12 protein-coding genes are annotated in these 17,130 nt (G+C 73.0%); 9 read left to right on the plus strand and 3 right to left on the minus strand.

Going from position 1 to position 17,130, the window contains the following annotated elements:
• Positions 1-177: 177 nt before the first annotated feature.
• Positions 178-1,722 carry a glycosyltransferase family 39 protein gene (locus CYQ11_RS03565; RefSeq protein ID WP_146104644.1) on the plus strand — a complete coding sequence of 515 codons (1,545 nt, stop codon included), beginning with the start codon at positions 178-180 and terminating at the stop codon, positions 1,720-1,722.
• Between the two features lie 38 nt (positions 1,723-1,760).
• On the opposite strand, the gene CYQ11_RS03570 is transcribed toward CYQ11_RS03565, so the two are convergent.
• On the minus strand, positions 1,761-2,423 hold the full coding sequence (locus tag CYQ11_RS03570; RefSeq protein WP_099198145.1) for a response regulator: 663 nt from the start codon (positions 2,421-2,423) through the stop codon (positions 1,761-1,763).
• 386 nt (positions 2,424-2,809) lie between these two features.
• Positions 2,810-3,928 carry an agmatinase family protein gene (locus CYQ11_RS03575; RefSeq protein WP_099198146.1) on the minus strand — a complete coding sequence of 373 codons (1,119 nt, stop codon included), beginning with the start codon at positions 3,926-3,928 and terminating at the stop codon, positions 2,810-2,812.
• 459 nt (positions 3,929-4,387) lie between these two features.
• Between CYQ11_RS03575 and CYQ11_RS03580 the strand changes: the two genes are divergently transcribed.
• A complete protein-coding gene (locus CYQ11_RS03580; protein WP_099198147.1) occupies positions 4,388-5,992 on the plus strand; it encodes a phytoene desaturase family protein in 1,605 nt (534 codons plus the stop codon).
• Between the two features lie 84 nt (positions 5,993-6,076).
• Entirely contained in the window at positions 6,077-6,673 is a 597-nt protein-coding gene (locus CYQ11_RS03585) for an HD domain-containing protein (RefSeq protein WP_099198148.1), read from the plus strand.
• A 159-nt stretch (positions 6,674-6,832) separates the two neighbouring features.
• On the opposite strand, the gene CYQ11_RS03590 is transcribed toward CYQ11_RS03585, so the two are convergent.
• Positions 6,833-9,607: an AfsR/SARP family transcriptional regulator gene (locus CYQ11_RS03590; protein WP_099198149.1), complete on the minus strand. Its 2,775-nt coding sequence runs from the start codon at positions 9,605-9,607 to the stop codon at positions 6,833-6,835.
• Positions 9,608-10,149: 542 nt separating this feature from the next.
• On the opposite strand from CYQ11_RS03590, the gene CYQ11_RS03595 reads away from it, so the two are divergent.
• From CYQ11_RS03595 to CYQ11_RS03620, 6 genes are all read left to right on the plus strand, one after another.
• Positions 10,150-11,442 (plus strand): MFS transporter, encoded by a 1,293-nt coding sequence (locus CYQ11_RS03595; protein ID WP_099198150.1) that lies wholly within the window; start codon positions 10,150-10,152, stop codon positions 11,440-11,442.
• A 180-nt stretch (positions 11,443-11,622) separates the two neighbouring features.
• Positions 11,623-12,660, plus strand: coding sequence for a TauD/TfdA family dioxygenase (locus tag CYQ11_RS03600; RefSeq protein WP_099198151.1), 1,038 nt, complete (start codon positions 11,623-11,625; stop codon positions 12,658-12,660).
• Positions 12,657-14,450, plus strand: coding sequence for a non-ribosomal peptide synthetase (locus CYQ11_RS03605; protein ID WP_099198152.1), 1,794 nt, complete (start codon positions 12,657-12,659; stop codon positions 14,448-14,450). The genes CYQ11_RS03600 and CYQ11_RS03605 overlap by 4 nt, the downstream gene beginning before the upstream one ends.
• 87 nt (positions 14,451-14,537) lie before the next feature.
• Positions 14,538-15,308: a thioesterase II family protein gene (locus tag CYQ11_RS03610; protein WP_099198153.1), complete on the plus strand. Its 771-nt coding sequence runs from the start codon at positions 14,538-14,540 to the stop codon at positions 15,306-15,308.
• Positions 15,305-15,796, plus strand: a complete 492-nt coding sequence (locus tag CYQ11_RS03615; protein WP_099198154.1) for a response regulator — start codon at positions 15,305-15,307, stop codon at positions 15,794-15,796. Before CYQ11_RS03610 ends, CYQ11_RS03615 begins: the two co-directional genes overlap by 4 nt.
• Positions 15,793-17,130, plus strand: coding sequence for a methylaspartate mutase (locus tag CYQ11_RS03620; RefSeq protein ID WP_240003231.1), 1,338 nt, complete (start codon positions 15,793-15,795; stop codon positions 17,128-17,130). The genes CYQ11_RS03615 and CYQ11_RS03620 overlap by 4 nt, the downstream gene beginning before the upstream one ends.

Consider the following 17,130-nt stretch of genomic DNA (forward strand, 5'->3'; position numbering starts at 1 on the left):
GCCCCTACGCACCCCTAAACCGATGTCTTTGCAGGTGAGATGGTCGCTTCCCGGACAAGGTACGACCTACGCTCGGGGCTCAAGTACCGGGCGCCCCTTCCGGATTCGGCCATGTCTCGGCACGCCCCGTCCGGCGGCCGGCGCGCTCACCGCAAACCGCTGCAGGTGGAGGAGTCCGTGACCACGACATCGCGACCAACGGGGAAGTCGCTCCCCACGGAGGGGCAGCCGGACGACCCCGCGCAGGCCGAGGCCGCGTCGGGACTGCCGCCCCTGGCGTGGAAGCCCGTGACCGCCGTCGCAGCGGTGCTCGGCCTGCTGCTGCTGGCCACCAGCGGCCGCTGGGGCTACCAGGGCGACGAGCTGTACTTCCTGGGTGCCAGTGAGCACCTGAGCTGGGGCTACGCCGACAATCCGCCGCTGCTGCCGCTGCTGGCCGGCGCCATGGACAGCCTGTTCGGCGGCTCGCTGGTGGGCCTGCGGCTGCCCTCGACGATCCTCGCGGCCACCGGCACGCTGTTCGCGGCGCTGATCGCCCGTGAACTCGGCGGCGAGACGAAGGCGCAGCTGCGCACCGCGGTCGCCTGGGCGGCGGTGCCGCTCGTCATGATCGTCGGCCATGCGCTGTCGGCGTCGACCGTCGACCTCTTCGCGTGGACCGCGGTGACCTGGCTGCTGGTGGCCTGGGTCCGCCGGCAGGACGACAGGCTGCTGCTGTGGATCGCCCTGGTCTCCGTGGTGTCCATGCAGGCCAAGTACTCGATCGTCTTCCTCTGGGTCGCGGTCGGGATCAGCGCCCTGGCCGTCGGTCCGCGGCGGCTGCTGCGCCGCCCGATGCTGTGGGTGGGCGCGGCGGTCGTGTTCGCGACCGTGATACCGGGGCTGCTGTGGCAGGCCGACCACGGCTGGCCGCAGCTGCACATGGCCGACGTGTTCCGGCGGGAGAGCGCGGGTCCCGTGGCGTACGTGGGGGTCGCGCTGTTCCTGGCCGGTCTGCTGCTGGTGGTGCTGTCGGCCCACGGTCTGTGGCAGCTGCTGCGGTCGCCGGACCTGCGGCCGTACCGGTTCCTGGGCTGGAGCTTCGTCGGCCTGTTCGTCTTCTTCCTCGTGACCGGCGGCCGGCCGACCTACGTGGCGGGGCTCTTCCCCCTGCTGTGGGCGGCGGGCGCGGTGCGGATGCAGCGCGGAACGCCCGCGAAGTGGTGGCGCTGGGCGGTGAGCTGGCCGGTCTTCGGGCTGGTCGCCGCGCTGTCGATCGTGACCTCGCTGCCGGTCCTGCCGCGCTCGGACGACGACCCCCCGGTGGCCGGCACGGACAACAACCCGCAGGCCGCGGAGACGGTCGGCTGGGACGACCTGGTGACGGCGGTGGAGAAGGCCACGCAGTCGGTGCCGGCCGGTGAGCGCGAGCACGCCGCGATCGTCACCGAGTACTACACCGAGGCCGGCGCGCTGGAGCACCTCGGCCGCGGCGAGGACCTGCCGAAGGTCTACAGCGCCCACCGCGGTTACTGGTACTTCGGCGGGCCGTCGGACGACGCCACCACCACGATCTTCGTGGGCTCGGACCGCGAGGAGCTGCTCAAGCGGTTCAGCGACGTGCGCGAGGCCGCGACGACCGCGGGCAAGGGCAACGCGGTGGCGGGCACGAAGGTGTGGATCTGCAAGGGCAACCGGCAGCCGTGGTCGCAGATGTGGCCGGACATGGGCCACCTTTACTGATCCGCGCGTTCCCCCGAGGGCCTACGCCGCGGGGCCGGTCACCAGCCGACCAGCCTCGCGTCGTAGGCCAGCCTGCTCATCTGGGTCCGGTTGGTGCACTCCAGCTTGACCAGCATGCGGGAGACGTGCCCCTTGACGGTGCCCTCCGAAAGCCGCAGGCGCGCCGCGATCTGCGCGTTGGACAGCCCCTCCCCCAGCGCGGTGAGCACCTCGACCTCCCGCCCGGTGAGGCCCTTGACGAGCCGTTGGGCCCGTGCCCGCGCGGTCTGCTCGCCGGCTGAGGCGGCGATCAGGCGGCGGGTGGCCGAGGCGGAGAGGACGGTGTGCCCGTCGGCGGCCACCCGGACCAGGCTGATGAGGTCCTCCGGCGGCGTGGACTTGACGAGGAAGCCCGCCGCGCCGGCGCGCAACGCCCGTACGACGTACTGGTCGGCGTCGAAGGTGGTGAGGGCGACCATGACCGGCGGGTCCGGCATCTGGCTGAGCCGTTCGATGGCGGTGAGCCCGTCGACGCCGGGCATCCGCAGGTCCATGAGCACGACGTCGGGCCGGTGCCGGATCACCGCCTCCACGGCGGCCGCTCCGTCGTCGGCCTGGCCGACCACCTCGATGTCGTCGGCGGTGGCGAGGATCGTGTTCAGATGGGCGCACACCATCGGTTCGTCGTCGACGACCAGCACGCGGACCACGTCACGGGGCATGGGTCAAGCCTTTCATAACTGCGGATGCCGCTCCCGGAACCTGGGGTACCGGGTTTCCAGCGACGGCGCCGAGACTACCCGAGTCGATCAGTCGCTCCCGACCGGGCGAGCCGGCTCGCGACGGTGGAGGGCGCGCCAACGAGACGCCGAATCCCGGCAGTCGGACCATGGATCCGGCTGCCGGGATTCGGCGTGAGCTGCCAAGAGGTGTCCGATGGGGCGGCACGGGCCCTGCGGAGCCCGGCACGGCACCTCGCTGCGTTGTCGCATCAGCCGAGGACGCCCGGTCCGAGGCAGATGCTCCGCCTTGCGACGCTCCCCCCGGCTACCGCTGCGAGGTGCCCCCAGCGGACACCGCAGGACCCGCACCGACCCATCGGAGCCCCCTAGGAGAGGGAGAAGCGGACCTCGCCGGCGACGATCGGGTTGGTGTAGTTCTTCGTGGAGATCTTGACCTTGTTCATGGCGAGGCCCGTGAGGACCTCGAAGACCGCGCGGCGGGCGTTCATGGCGGTGGAGTAGCCGGGGTCCAGGTGCGGGGCGACCTCGACCACGTCCATGCCGACGAGGTTCGTCTCGTGCGCGATCCGGCGCAGGGCCGTGAACAGTTCACGCGTGTTCAGCCCGGCGGGCTCGGGAGTGCCCGTGCCCGGCGCGAAGGCGGGGTCGAGGACGTCGATGTCCAGGGAGATGTAGACGTGGTCGGCGACCGCCTTGGCCTCCTCGATCACCTTGTCCACGACGGCGGCGAGCCCGACGCGCTCGATCTCGGCCATGAAGTGCGACTTCATGCCGGCCCGGCGCATCCAGTTGAACAGCTGGTCGTCCGGGCCGGTCGCGGTGCGCAGTCCGACCTGGATGATGTTCGCGCCGGGCACCATCTCGTCGTGCATCAGCCGGCGGATGGGGGTGGTGTGGGTGGCCTTGTGGCCGAACAGCTCGTCGTGGCAGTCGGGGTGGGCGTCGAAGTGGACGACGGCGATGCTGCCGCGCCCGTGCACCTCCGAGAGCGCGCCCACGCTGGGCCACAGCAGCGAGTGGTCGCCGCCGAGGACGATCGGGGCGGCCCCCACCTCGGCGATCTCACGCACGAGGCCGCGGATGGGCTCCATGGACCGGGTGATGTCGAACGGGTCGACGGCCGCGTCCCCGTAGTCGACGACCTTGAGGACGTTGAACGGGTTGACGCGGGTGGCCGAGTGGATGTACGCCTCGGGGGTGGCGTACATGTAGCGCTCGTCCGAGCGGATCGCCCGCGGGCCGTAGGCGGCCCCGCGATGTCCGGTGGAGACGTCGACGGGACAGCCGACCACGGCGGCGTCGACCTTCCCCGCGCGCAGGTCGTCCTGGTTCAGGGCGAGCGGGACGCCCATGAAGGTCGGCATGCCCGAGTAGGCCGGCTGTACGTAGTAGCGGCGAAGGTCGATGGGACCCGCCTCACGACGCGGTGAGAAGGAGCGGTCGACCTCCCGCCGCCAGTTCTCGGACTCGGGTGTGTCGCTCATTTCGCTCCTCGTTGCAACCGGGCGGCGCCGGCGAGGCGGGCGGCGGCCATGCGTGGTGTACGCCTCACTCAGCCCACACATGGCCGACGGGCCACATGGCTGTACGGTGAATATATTCATGGGCCACCACCTCACAGAACCCCTATCGCCCCCTCCATGCCCCCTGAGCCGGTGTTACCGATGGTTCCGTTAAGGCCGCTTGCTCTGCGTGATCATGGTCTGGACCTGGCAGTTCTTGTGCCCTACGCCACAAAGAAGGGCGAGGGCTCCCTTCCACTCAGGCCGGGACACCCCTACGGAAACACTCATAACGGCCCCGCACGGCCATGGCGGGATCGGTGCGCCCCAGAGAAGGCGACCGCCTAAATCCGGCCACTGTGGGGCCTCGTGGACAAGTCTCCGGCCAGGCTGCGCATTTCGCCGGATTTCCAGCACGCCGCCCCCATGCCACCATCCACTGTGAACCGATATGACGCGGTTGTAGTGGGCAGTGGTCACAACGCACTGGTCACGGCGGTTTATCTGGCCCGCGCGGGCTGGAGCGTCGTCGTCCTCGAAGGCAACGACCGTCCCGGTGGCCTCGTCCGCACCGACGAGGTGACCGTGCCGGGGTTCCGGCACGACGTGTACTCCTCGGCACACCCCTTGTTCACCTCCGGCCCCGCCTACGCCGAACTCGGCCCCGAACTGGCCGCGTGCGGCCTGACGTACCGCGACTCGCCCTTCAGCATCGGGGTGTCGATGCCCGGCGCGGAGTCCGCGGTGTTCTCGACGGACGCCGCGGCGAACGTGGCGGAGGCCGACCGGCTCGCCCCGGGCGACGGTGCCGCGCTCGCCGCGCTGCTGGCGGACTTCGCCCCGTACGCCGGACCGGTGTTCGCGCTGTTCGCGGCGGATCTCGCCGACCCGGGACCCACACGGATCGTCCACGGCCTGATGCGCGACGACGGGCACTGCTCCACGTTCGCCCAGCGTTTCCTGCGCACCTCCCGGGACCTCCTGGAGCACCGCTTCTCGTCGCCGGTGCTCCGGGGGCTGCTCGCGCCGTGGGCGCTGCACCTGGGGCGCGGACCCGACGAGGCCAACAGCGCCTTCTGGACGCTGCTGACGCTCGTCGCCGTGACCACGGCCGGCATGCCCACCCCCGAAGGCGGCAGCGAACAGCTCGCGCGGGCGCTCACGACCCTGACCGAACGGCACGGAGGGCGCGTGGAGACGGGACGGTGGGTGGAGCGCGTCCTGGTCCGGGACGGCCTCGCCACGGGCGTGCGCACGGCGGACGGCGAGGTCGTGACGGCCGCGCGGGCCGTCGTCGCCTCGGTCAACCCCGACCAGCTGTACCTGAAGCTGCTCGCGCACGAGGACGGCGTGGTGCCCCCGGTCATCCGGCAGCAGGCGGACGAGTACCGCTACGGGCGCGGCTGCGTGCAGCTGCACCTCGCACTGTCCGAGCCGCCCCGGTTCGAGGACGAACGGCTGACCCGCACCGGGCTCGTCCACCTCACCCGCGGCCTCGACGCCCTGTCCCGTTCGGTCAACGAGGCGGCCCGCGGCCTGCTCCCCGCACGACCGACCATCGCCTTCGACACTCCTTCCACCGCCGACCCGACGCGCTGCCCGCCGGGTGCGGCCGTGGCGCGGCTGCAGATCCTCGACGTCCCCCTGCGGCTCCGGGGGGACGCCGCCGGGGAGATCGACACCCGTGCCGGCTGGACGGACGACGTGAAGAACGCCTTCGCCGACAGGGTGATCGGCCTCGCCGCCCGTCACACGCCGAACCTGCCCGGGGCGATCGTCGGCCGCCATGTGATCGGCCCGGACGACCTGGCCCGCTTCAACCCGAACTGCGGACCGGGCGACCCCTACGGCGGCAGCCACGAACTGGCCCAGAGCTATCTGCTGCGCCCCCTGCCCGGCCAGCCGTCCCACCGCACCGTCGTGCCGAACCTCTTCATGGTCGGCGCCGCGACCTGGCCGGGGCACGGCGTCAACGGCGCCTCCGGATACATCGTGGCCGACAAGCTCCTGACGAGCGGGGCGAGGACCGCCTCCCGGACCGTGTAGCGGACCCCGTCGCCGGACGGAACGGGCGCACCGCCCCGCCCCCCGGCGACGGGCGGCGCTCTCCGCCACGGCTACGCTGCCGGAATGAGCATCCCGTCCACAGCAGCCATCCGGGCCCTCCACGAGCGCCACGCCCCCTCCCCCGAGGCGCTGGAGCTGGTCTACACGCACTGCGAGATCGTCTGGAAGATCGCGGAGCAGCTCCTGGACGGCATGGCCGAGGACGTCGACAGGGACCTGGTGCGCGCGGGCTGCCTCCTGCACGACATCGGCGTCTACCGCCTCTTCGACGCCACCGGGCGGCTGGACCACGGGAACTACATCCGCCACGGTCTGCTCGGACACGAGATCCTCCAGGCCGAGGGCCTGTCCGAGGAGGTCTGCCGGTTCTGCTCCTGTCACACGGGGGTGGGTCTGACGCGGCACGACATCGTGTCCCAGCAACTCCCCCTTCCCGTCGGCGACTACGTGGCCGTCACGAGGGAGGAGCAGCTGGTGATGTACGCGGACAAGTTCCACAGCAAGTCCAGGCCGCCGGTCTTCCTCTCCGCCGACACCTACGCCGCCCGCATCAAGCGCTTCGGCGACGACAAGGCCGACGCGTTCACCGGGCTGCGCAAGACGTTCGGCGAACCGGAGCTGACGCTTCTGGCGGCGTCGTACGGTCACGCCCTCACCTAGGGGGTGTCCGATGGGGCGGCACGGGTCCTGCGGGCACCCGGCACGACACCTCGCTGCGTTGTCGCATCAGCCGAGGACGCCCGGTCCGAGGCAGATGCTCCGCCTTGCGATCTACCGCACCGGACACCGCAGGACCCGCACCGACCCATCGGACACCCCCTAGCGGTTCAGCCGCCCGTTCCCCCGGGGCCCCGCGGCTCCGACGGGCAGCAGGCCGTCCGCCCCGGCGCCGTCGCGGGCCGGGGCGCGATGCGCGCCCAGCGTCGCCAGCACGGAGCGCGCCACGGTCTCGCCCTCCTCGTACCCGTGCGCCCGTGCCTCCCTGATGGCGTCGTCGAGCTCACGTACGGCGTCGCCCGTGCGGCCCCTGGCGGCCAGCACCTCGCCGTACAGGGTGCGCAGGACCACGCGCCGGGGTGCCGCGGCGGGGGGTGCGGCGAGCGCCAGGCCGCGCGCGGCGTGGACCGCGGCCTCGGCGGAGGCGCCGACGGCCAGGAGGTGGTGCGTGAGGTGCTGGTGGGCGAGGGTCACGGTCTCGGTGAGACCGGCCCGCTCGGCCAGGGCGAGGGCCCGGACCAGCAGGTCGCGCGGGCGCTCCCGCTCGCCGTGCCGGGCGAGTGCGACGGCGAGGTTGATCCGGGCGACGGCTTCCCCGCCCGTGTCCCCCGCCCGGGCGGCGAGCTCGGGGGCGCACTCCAGCTGGACGAGGGCTTCCCGGGGCCTGCCCTCCTCGGCCAGCACCCAGCCCAGCAGTGCCCGTGCCCGGGACTGGGCGCCGAGGTCGCCGTCGTGTTCGGCGGAGACCAGGCCCTGCTCGAGCAGCGGCACCCAGCCGTCGCGGACCTGCCACACGATCAGGGGCCACTGGAGGAGGACCAGGCGCCAGGCGCGGTCGTGCAGGCCCGCCGCGGTGGCGGCCGCCACCGCGCCGCCCAACGTGCTCCGCTCGGCGGAGTACCAGGCGAGGGCGCTCGTACGGTCCGTGAACGTCCGGATCGCGGCGGAAGGCCGGACCCCCGGAGGCACCGTGCAGCACGGCTGGCTGCCGGGCTCCGCGGCGGCGCTCGCCGCGAGGAGCGTGTGGATCCAGTGGTCGAGGAGCCGCAGCAGCCCGCCGGAGTCGTGCCCGGGGGTCAGGGTGCGGGCGTAGAGGCGTACGAGGTCGTGCAGCACGTAGGACTGCGGACCGGTCTCGACGACCAGCTGGGCGTCGGCCAGCTGGTCCAGCGCGACGGCTGCCTGGCGGGGCGGGCAGTCGGCGAGCGCGGCGGCCGTGCAAACGTCGAGTGCGGCACCGGTGTGCGGCCCGAGACGGTGGAACATCCGCCGCGCCTGCTCGGGCAGGTGCTGGACACTGAGGCCGAGGGCGGCGGCGACCCCGGTGTCCCCGGCCTTCAGCAGGTCCAGCCTGTTCTGTTCGTCGGCGAGCTCACCCGCGAAGGCGGCCAGTCCGCGGTGCGGACCGGTGGCGAGACGGGCGGCGGCGACGCGCAGGGCGAGGGGCAGGCCGTCGCACAGCTCGGCGAGCCGTGCGGCCGCCTCGGGTTCGGCCTCGACCAGGTCCGCGCCGAGGACGGCGGTGAGCAGCACGGTGGACTGGGCGGTGGGCAGCTCGGTGAGCGGCACGGGACGGGCGGCGTCCGAGGCCACCAGTCCGCCCAGCCGGTCGCGGCTGGTGACGAGCGTGACGCAGTCCTCCCCGTCGGGCAGCAGGGGGCGGACCTGCTCGGAGTCGCGGGCGTTGTCCAGGACGACCAGCATCCTGCGTCCCGCGGTCAGCTCGCGGTAGCGGGCGCCCATCGCCTCGGGCGAACCGGGCATCCCCTCGGCCGGGACGCCGAGCGCCAGCAGGAACTCCCGGAGCACGGCGGTGGTCCCGCGGGCCGGGACGGGGCTGTAACCGCAGAGGTCGGCGAACAGCCGGCCGTCGGGGAAGTCCGCGTGGCGCCGGTGTGCCCAGTGCACGGCGAGCGCGGTCTTCCCGACACCGGCGCTGCCGGTGATCACCGCGAGGGCCGCGGGGACGCTCGACGTGGCCCGGTCGAGTGCCGCCAGCTCGTCCTCGCGCCCCGTGAAGCCCCGGGGGCGGCGCGGCAGGAGCTGCGGAGCGGGGCGGGCGGGGACGGCCGCGGCCGGTGCGACCGCTTCCTTCCGCTCCCGGGGCTCGCAGGACGCCGGGGTCCCCTCGGGGGCGTCGGCTCTCAGGAGAGCGGTGTACGCGCCGGTGAGCACCGCGCCGGGGTTGATGCCGAGCTGGTCGGCGAGCAGCCGCCGGGTGCGGTGGAACCAGTCGAGCGCGTCCGACTGGCGGCCCGCCCTGCTCAGGGCCAGCATCAGCGCGGCGATCAGCGACTCCCGCAGCGGGTGGGCGACGGCCTCGGTGCGCAGGACGGCCGCCGCCGCGTCGTCCTCGCCGAGCCGCCCGTGGGCACGGGCCAGTTCCTCCACGGCGGCGAGCCGCAGTTCCTCCAGGCCGTGGGCGGCGGTCTCGAGCAGCGGGCTCTGCACGGTCCCGGCGAACGCGGGCCCCCGCCACAGTCCGAGGGCGGCCTGGAGCGTCGCCACGGCCTCGCGCGGCTCGTGCCGCACCCGGGCGCGCTGGAGCAACTCCTCGAAGCGGTGGGCGTCGAGCAGGGCCTCGGGCAGCCGCAGGAGGTAGGCCGGTCCCTGGGTGACGAGTTCGACGCCGTGGGCCGGCGCCCCGTGGTCGGCGAACAGCGCGCGCAGCCGTGAGACGTGGCCCTGCAGCACGGTCCGGGAGTGGCGGGGCGGCTCCTCGTCCCACAGCGCCTCGGTCAGCCGGTCGACGGGCACGGCCGCGTTGGGGTGCAGCAGCAACATGGCAAGGAGGCTGCGGCGCTTGGCGGGTCCGAGCGGGAGGGCTTCTCCGCGCTCCGTCACCACGGCGACCGTTCCCAACACGCGGAACTCCATGCGGGCCCCATCCCTGTCCATACGTTCGGCCTTCGGCCGAGGATACGTCGGGCCATACCGGGACATGACCGTTGCCCCGCGGGAGCGGCACCCCTGGCGGCGGCCCCTTGCGTTTCCGCCAGCGGGACCGGCAAGCCGCCGTTAGTCGTCGTTAGCCGGCCGTTAGAAGCCCGTTGGCGGCCGGTGAGACGCTCTTCGGGCCGAGGGATCCACGGAACGTCCCGTGACACACGGGTGAGCGGATCCAGCACCCAAGCCGGCGCAACGACCTGGAAGGAAGTCGGCGATGAGCCGTCGCGACAACTCCTGCCCCGCTCGCCACGGTACGACGCCGTGCCCGGAGGCCGGCGACCGGGCCCGGCCCCTTGGGGGGCCGTTCCGAAGGGCCCACCCCCGTTCCGGGTGGAGCCGGAAGACGGGCTCTACGCCCGTAGATGCGATGTTGACCGGCCGTTGACCGCCCTCATGCAGCATGAGCCGTGCCGATCCGGGGCCGTGACCACCCCTCAGCCCTGTGGCCTTGCTCAAGGAGTTACCGTCGCATGACTGATGATTCCCAGCCCTCCCGTCGACGAGGGGGGACCGTAGCGGGCGGCCTGTTACGCCGCCACCACGACTTCCGGCTGCTGTGGGCCGGCGAGACCGCCCGGGCGTTCGGAGCCTCCGTCACGGGCCTCGTGCTCCCCCTCGTCGCCGTGTCCACCCTGCACGCCGACACCTTCCTCGTGAGCCTCATCAACGCGGCCACCTGGGTGCCCTGGCTGGTCATCGGCCTCCCGGCGGGGGCCTGGGTGGACCGCATACGGCGCAGACCGGTCATGCTGGCCTCCGACGCGGTGTGCTGCGTGCTCTTCGCGAGCATCCCCCTGGCGGCCTGGGCCGGGTGGCTGAGCACGGCCCAGCTGATGGTCGTCGCCCTGCTCACCGGCACCGCCGCCGTCTTCTTCCACACCGCATACGTCGCCTACCTCCCCACGCTCCTGGCGCCGGAGGACCAAGCCGAGGGCAACGCGAAGCTCCACGGCAGCGACTCGGCCGCGGGACTCGTCGGAATCGGCTCGGGCGGCCTCGTCGCGCAGCTCTTCGGAGTCGCCAACGGCCTGCTGGCCAACACCACGACGTTCCTCGTCTCCTTCGTGTGCGTCGCGCGCATCAGACACCGCGAGCCCCCGCCCGAGCCCGTCGAGCGCGCCCGCGGCGCACTGGCCCGCGAGATCGGCGAAGGGCTCAGGATGGTCGCGTCCGACCCCTACCTGCGCTCGTTCACCCTGTTCGGCGCCACCGCCAACCTCGTGCTGACCGCCTACCAGTCGATAGCCGTCGTGTTCCTCTTCCAGGACGTCGGGGTGTCCTCCGGGATGATCGGCGTCATGGGCACGATCGGTGGCCTCGGCAGCGTCCTCGGCGCCCTCGTGGTGCGCCGCACGGCCGACCGGCTCGGCTCCGGCCGGGCCCTCCTCCTCTTCGAAATGGGCCTCCTCCTCTTCGCCCCCCTCATGGCGTTCACCAGCCCCGGACCCGGACTCCTGCTGTACGTCGCCGGCAGCGCGGCCGTGGGCACGGGCGTGGTGGCGGGGAACATCATCAAGGCCGGTTTCCTACAGCGCTACTGCCCGTCCCACGCACTCGGCCGGATCTCGGCGAGTTCGGCGTTCCTCAACTTCGGGGCCATGCCGCTCGGCGCCCTGCTCGGCGGCGCCCTGGGCACCGCCATCGGCCTCCGCCCCGCGTTCCTGGCCCTCACCCTCCTGCTGCCGCTGAGCACGCTCATCCTCTTCTTCTCGCCCGTCCGGGCCCAGCGCGAGCTGCCCGAACGGGCCCTCCAGACCGCCTGACGGTCCCCGGACCGCAAGGCGACACGTCCCCGCCGACGCGGAGGCGCCACCCCACACGCGCCCCCGCCGACCGGGAGGCGCCACACCGACACGCGCCGGACCACGGCCGGGCGAACCGCCCCGGGCCCGCGCCGCGCACTGCCCGAAAGCCGTCGACCTCCCAGGAAGGGGCGTTGAACGATGACAACTCCCACCGAACCCCCCAGCACCGCGCGGCCGGAATGGGAGCTTGCCGAAGGCAAGCCCGCGACCATGCTCGTCCCGCGCTTCGACACGATCACCGACGCCTGCGCCTGGCTCGCCTCGGTGGAGTCCGAACTGCGGTCCGCGCTCCACGAACACGGCGCGGTCTACCTCCGGGGCCTGCCCCTGACCGGCGTCGAGGACTTCGCCCGCGTACGGGACGTCCTGCTGCCCCGTCGGACGCCCTACCGGGAGAAGGCCACGCCGCGCAGCAGCTTCGGCAACGACGTCTACTCCTCCACGGACCTGCCGCCGGCCCAGGCGATCCGGATGCACAACGAGAACAGCTACACCCTGACCTTCCCCGGACTGCTGATGTTCGCCTGCCTGACCGCCCCGGAGGAGGGCGGGGCCACCCCGGTCGCCGACGTCCGCGAGGTGCTGCGCCGCGTGCCCGCCGAGCTCGTCGCCCGCATGCGCGCCATGGGCTGGGTGCTGAAGCGGCACTACTCGGAGCACATATCCGTGAGCTGGCAGAACGCCTTCGCCACCGAGCGCCACTCCGACGTCGAGAAGTACTGCGCCGACAACCTCATCGGATGGGAGTGGTCCGACGACGGCGACCTCAAGACCAGCCAGCTGCGCCCCGGCATCATCAGGCACCCGAAGACGGGAGCCGAAGTGTGGTTCAACCACCTCGCGTTCTGGAGCTCGTGGTCGTTGGACGAGGAGCTCCGCGAGACCCTCGTCGACGAGTTCGGGGCGGACGGCCTGCCCTTCGAGACCGGCTTCGGGGACGACCTGCCGTTCACCCGGCAGGAACTCGACTCCATCAACGCGGCCTACGAGGCGGCGACGGTCCGCCGGGCCTGGCAGGTCGGCGACCTGATGCTCGTGGACAACATCCTCACCAGCCACGGCCGGGACCCCTTCCGCGGCGACCGGAAGATCGTCGTCGCCATGGGGGACCCGGTCGAACTGATCGACTGCCTCCCGACGGTGGCCCCCGCGGGCCGGACGGAGCAGACCGCATGAGCGCCCCGGTCCCCGCCTCGGACACCGCGCCGCCGCGCGACCCGATGGCCCGCTTCCACCAGGTGGTGGCGGCCGCGCCGGACCGTGTGGCCGTCCTGGACGACAGCCGGCGCCTCACCTTCGCCGAGCTCGACCGGCGCACCGCCCGCGCGGCCGCCCTGCTCACCGCCCGCGGCCTGGGACGCGGCGCCCTGGTCGGCGTCAGCCTGCCCCGGGGAGCGGACCTCCTGGTGGCGCTCCTGGCGGTCTGGCGGGCCGGCGCCGCGTACGTACCGCTCGACCCGGCGTACCCCCTGGACCGGCTCGTCCACATGGTGCGGCACGCGAACGTCACGACCGTGCTGACCGACGCCGGCAGCGACGTCACCTGGCCCGCCGGCGTCCACGCCCTCGCGCTGGACGAGGCAGCCGGCACGGCCGGCGGCGACGGACCGGCGGAGGTCACGGCCGGCCCCCTCGACCCCGCCTACGTCGTCTTCACGTCCGGCTCGACCGGGGTCCCCAAGGGCGTGCGGGCCACCCGCGGCGGCGTGGCCGCCCTGATGGCCGGCATGGAGGAGGCGGGCGTCTACGCCGACCGGCCCCGCACCGTCGCCTGGAACGCCAGCATGTCCTTCGACGCCTCGGTCCAGCAGTGGGCGCGGATCTGCCGGGGCGACACCCTCGTCACCCTCGGCGAGAGCCGGCGCACGGACCCCGCGCGGTTGCGGGAGCTGCTGGACGAACACCGGGTGGACGACCTGGACCTGACCCCCTCGCACTGGGACCTGCTGCGCGAGACCCTGCTCGCGCCCCCCGCCGACGGGCGCAGGCTCCGCCTCTTCATGGGCGGCGAACCCGTACCGGACGCCATGTGGCGGGAGCTGGGCGAGGCACGCGCCCGGGGAGGCCTCGAAGCGGTCAACCTGTACGGTCCCACCGAATGCACCGTCGACGCCACGGCGGCCTGGATCGACGGGCCGGCCCCGCACATCGGCCGCCCCCTGCCGGGCGTCGTCGCCCAGGTCCTCGACGGCTCGCTCAGGCCCGTGCCGGACGGCGAAGCGGGCGAACTCTACCTGGCGGGCCCGCAGCTGGCCGACGGCTACGTCGGCCAGCCCGCTCTGACGGCCCAGCGGTTCGTCGCCGACCCCTTCGCCACGGGGCGGCGCATGTACCGCACCGGCGACAAGGTACGCGCCCTCCCCGACGGCACCCTCGCCTATCTCGGCCGCACCGACCGGCAGATCAAGATCCGCGGCCACCGGGTCGAGCTCGGCGAGATCGAAGCGGCCCTGACCGGCCACCCCGACGTCCGTGCCGCCGCGGTCACCCTCCACCACGGCGCGGAGTCCGGCGACCAGTTGATCGCCTACTACGTCCCCGGCCAGGAAGCGGCTCCCGGACAGGACGGGCTGCGCGACCACCTGGCCGGCACCCTGCCGCCCTACATGCTCCCTTCGGCCTACGTCGAACTCGCCGCCATGCCGCTCACCGTGAACGGCAAGACCGACACCCGGGCCCTGCCGGATCCCGCCGAGGCCCTGGCCGCCGAGGCACGACAGGACGCGGGGGCCGCTCCGGAAGGCGAACTGGAGATCCTCATCGCCGGGGTCTGGGGCGAGGTCCTCGGACGCGACCGCATCCGCGCCGACGACGACTTCTTCGCCCTCGGCGGGCACTCGCTCCTCGCCCTGCGGGTCATCGCCCGGCTCAAGAAGCAGCTCGGCCTCGTCATGCCCGTCAAGGAGGTCTACCAGCACCCCCGGCTGCGCAGCCTGGCCGAGCGCGTCTCGGCCCTCAGCGGCTGACGGCCGCCGCCCGGGACCCCGGCCCGGGCCCTGTCCCCCACCGCCCCCCACGATGCTCACCGCACTCAGAGTGCCGAAAGGGCCACCGTGAACGCCAACCAAGACACCAAAGTAATCCGCATCCACACCCCGCAGGACGCCAAGCGGACGCTCATCTGCCTCGGCTTCTGCGGCGGCGGAACGGCGGCGTACCACCAGTGGAACGAGTCCCTGCCGCCGCGCACCGCGCTGGCAGCCGTCTGCTACCCGGGCCGTGAAGGCCGCTTCCTGGAGGACTGCGCCACCGACTGGGACGAACTCGCCGACGACGCCACCGCCACCGTGCTGTCCGCCATCGACCGGCCGTACGTCCTCTTCGGCCACAGCATGGGCGGCTGGATGGCCTTCGAGGTCGCCACGAGGATCGAGCGCGGCGGGGCCCAGGGACCCGAGGCCCTGGTCGTCTCCTCCTGCAACGCCCCCGACCGCGGCCTCACCGAGCGTGACATGTTCCCGGCCCAGCACCAGTCGGACACCGAGCTGATGACGTGGATGACGAGCCACGGGCTCATGCCCGAGCACGTCGTGGGCGATCCCGACCTGGAGGGCATGGCCCTGGAGCTGATGCGCGCGGACATCAAGGTCCGGGACAGCTTCCACTACACGCCCGGCGCCAAGGTCCGGGCCGCCCTCCAGATGCTCTCCGCCGCCGACGACCCCGTCATCGAGAGCGACGCCGGCGAGCAGTGGCGCGGCGTGGCACAAGGCGATTTCCGCCACGACGTGCTGCCCGGCGGCCACTTCTACACCCCCGAGACGTGGCGCCGGCTCCCCACCCACATCGCGGCCCTCAACGCCTCCGCCGGAGTGGCGGCATGACCCCGGCCGGCGGCCTCGACGTCGTCGTCAGCGGCACCGAGTCCGACTCCCACACATGGAACCTGGTCTATCTCCAGCTGCTCCTGGAGGACTGGGGCCACCGCGTGGAGAACGCCGGCCCCTGCATCGGGGGCGCGGACCTGGTGACGAGGTACGCCTACCGGGCCCCCGACCTGCTCGTGCTCAGCAGTGTCAACGGCCACGGCGAGAGCGACGGGCTGCGGGCCATCGCCGCCCTGCGCACCGCACCGGAACTCGCCGCCACACCCATCGTGATCGGCGGGAAGCTGGGCACCCGCGGCGTCACCGCGGACGGTGCCCACGGCGGCGGTGCCGAGCAGGTCACGCGGCGGCTCCTCGCCGCCGGCTTCTCCGCCGTCTTCCTCGACCCCGTCGACCTCCAGGGCTTCCAGGACTTCGTCCGCGCGGTGGCCGGTCACCGCGCCCGTACGAACCGCGGGGTCCTGGCGACGAGCCCGGCGCGGTGACCGGCCCCGGGGAGGTGCCGCGGAGCCTGTTCGGGGACTTCGTCGCCCGCTCCAGTGCCGCCGGCCGACTGGTGGTCCAGCCCAGGATGGGGTTCGGCGACCCCGGCGTGATGCGGGCGGGGCTCGTCGACGTCCACCGTGCCGACGCCACCTCGATCGGCACCATCACCCTGGACAGCTACACCCGCGTCGGAGAACTCGACGCGGCCCGCCAGGCGCTGGCCGAGGGTGCCGACCTCAACGGCTACCCGATCGTCGTGCACGGCACGCCGACCAACAAGGCCGTCGTCGAGGGGTTGCTCGGCCGTGACTTCCCGATCCAGGTCCGGCACGGTTCGGCGCGCCCGCAGGACATCATCGCGTCGTCGCTGAGGGCCGGTCTCGACGCCACCGAGGGCGGTCCGGTCTCCTACTGCCTCCCCTACGGGCGCATCTCCCTGCGCGACTCGGTGCGCAACTGGGAGGAGTCCTGCCGGCTGATGACCGACTCCCGCGGACCCGGCTGCGAACCCCACGTGGAGACCTTCGGCGGGTGCATGCTCGGCCAGTTGTGCCCACCGAGCCTGCTGGTGGCGATCAGCCTGCTCGAAGGGCTGTTCTTCCGCTGGCACGGGGTGCGGAGCATCTCGCTCAGCTACGCGCAGCAGACCAACGCCGAGCAGGACTGCGGAGCGGTCCGGGCGCTGCGCCGCCTCGCCCGGCTGTTCATGCCGGACGTCGACTGGCACGTCGTCGTCTACACCTACATGGGCGTCTACCCGCGCACGGCGTCCGGCGCGCGGCTGCTCCTGGAGCAGTCCGTGGACATCGCCGTACGGACCGGCGCGGAGCGGCTCATCGTGAAGACCGCGGCGGAGGCACACCGCATCGCCTCGGTCGCCGACAACATCGAGGCGCTGGAAGCGGCGGCGGACGCGGACCGGCAGGCCCGCGCCGCAGGTCTCGCGGCCGCCGCGGACGCGGAGACCGCGGACGACGCCGACACCCTGGAGGTGTTCGACGAGTCCCTGAGCATCGTCACCACGATCCTCGGCCTCCACGAGGACCCCGGCGCGGCCCTCCAGGAGGCGTTCGCCCGCGGCCTCCTGGACGTGCCGTACTGCCTTCACGCCGACAACATGGGGCGCACCAGGAGCTACATCGCCCCCGACGGGCGGCTGCGCTGGTCCGACACCGGCGCGCTGCCCATCCGCACCGCCGGGCGCACCGCGGAGACCGGCCGGATGACGGCCTCCGACCTCCTCGACGCGCTGTCCTGCGTGCAGCGTTCCTTCGACCACGCAGCCGTCCGCCACGCCCGGCAGCCCGGCCGGCGCGTCCACCTCATTCTGTGA

Origin of the sequence: Streptomyces cinnamoneus, assembly GCF_002939475.1 — a bacterium.
In the GTDB taxonomy this organism is placed as follows: Bacteria; Actinomycetota; Actinomycetes; order Streptomycetales; family Streptomycetaceae; genus Streptomyces; species Streptomyces cinnamoneus_A.

Coding starts and splice junctions, on each gene's coding strand:
- CYQ11_RS03590 (WP_099198149.1), bottom strand. CDS start 9,607: ATGGAGTTCCGCGTGTTGGGAACGGTCGCCGTGGTGACGGAGCGCGGA.
- CYQ11_RS03575 (WP_099198146.1), bottom strand. CDS start 3,928: ATGAGCGACACACCCGAGTCCGAGAACTGGCGGCGGGAGGTCGACCGC.
- CYQ11_RS03615 (WP_099198154.1), top strand. CDS start 15,305: ATGACCCCGGCCGGCGGCCTCGACGTCGTCGTCAGCGGCACCGAGTCC.
- CYQ11_RS03570 (WP_099198145.1), bottom strand. CDS start 2,423: ATGCCCCGTGACGTGGTCCGCGTGCTGGTCGTCGACGACGAACCGATG.
- CYQ11_RS03585 (WP_099198148.1), top strand. CDS start 6,077: ATGAGCATCCCGTCCACAGCAGCCATCCGGGCCCTCCACGAGCGCCAC.
- CYQ11_RS03600 (WP_099198151.1), top strand. CDS start 11,623: ATGACAACTCCCACCGAACCCCCCAGCACCGCGCGGCCGGAATGGGAG.
- CYQ11_RS03595 (WP_099198150.1), top strand. CDS start 10,150: ATGACTGATGATTCCCAGCCCTCCCGTCGACGAGGGGGGACCGTAGCG.
- CYQ11_RS03605 (WP_099198152.1), top strand. CDS start 12,657: ATGAGCGCCCCGGTCCCCGCCTCGGACACCGCGCCGCCGCGCGACCCG.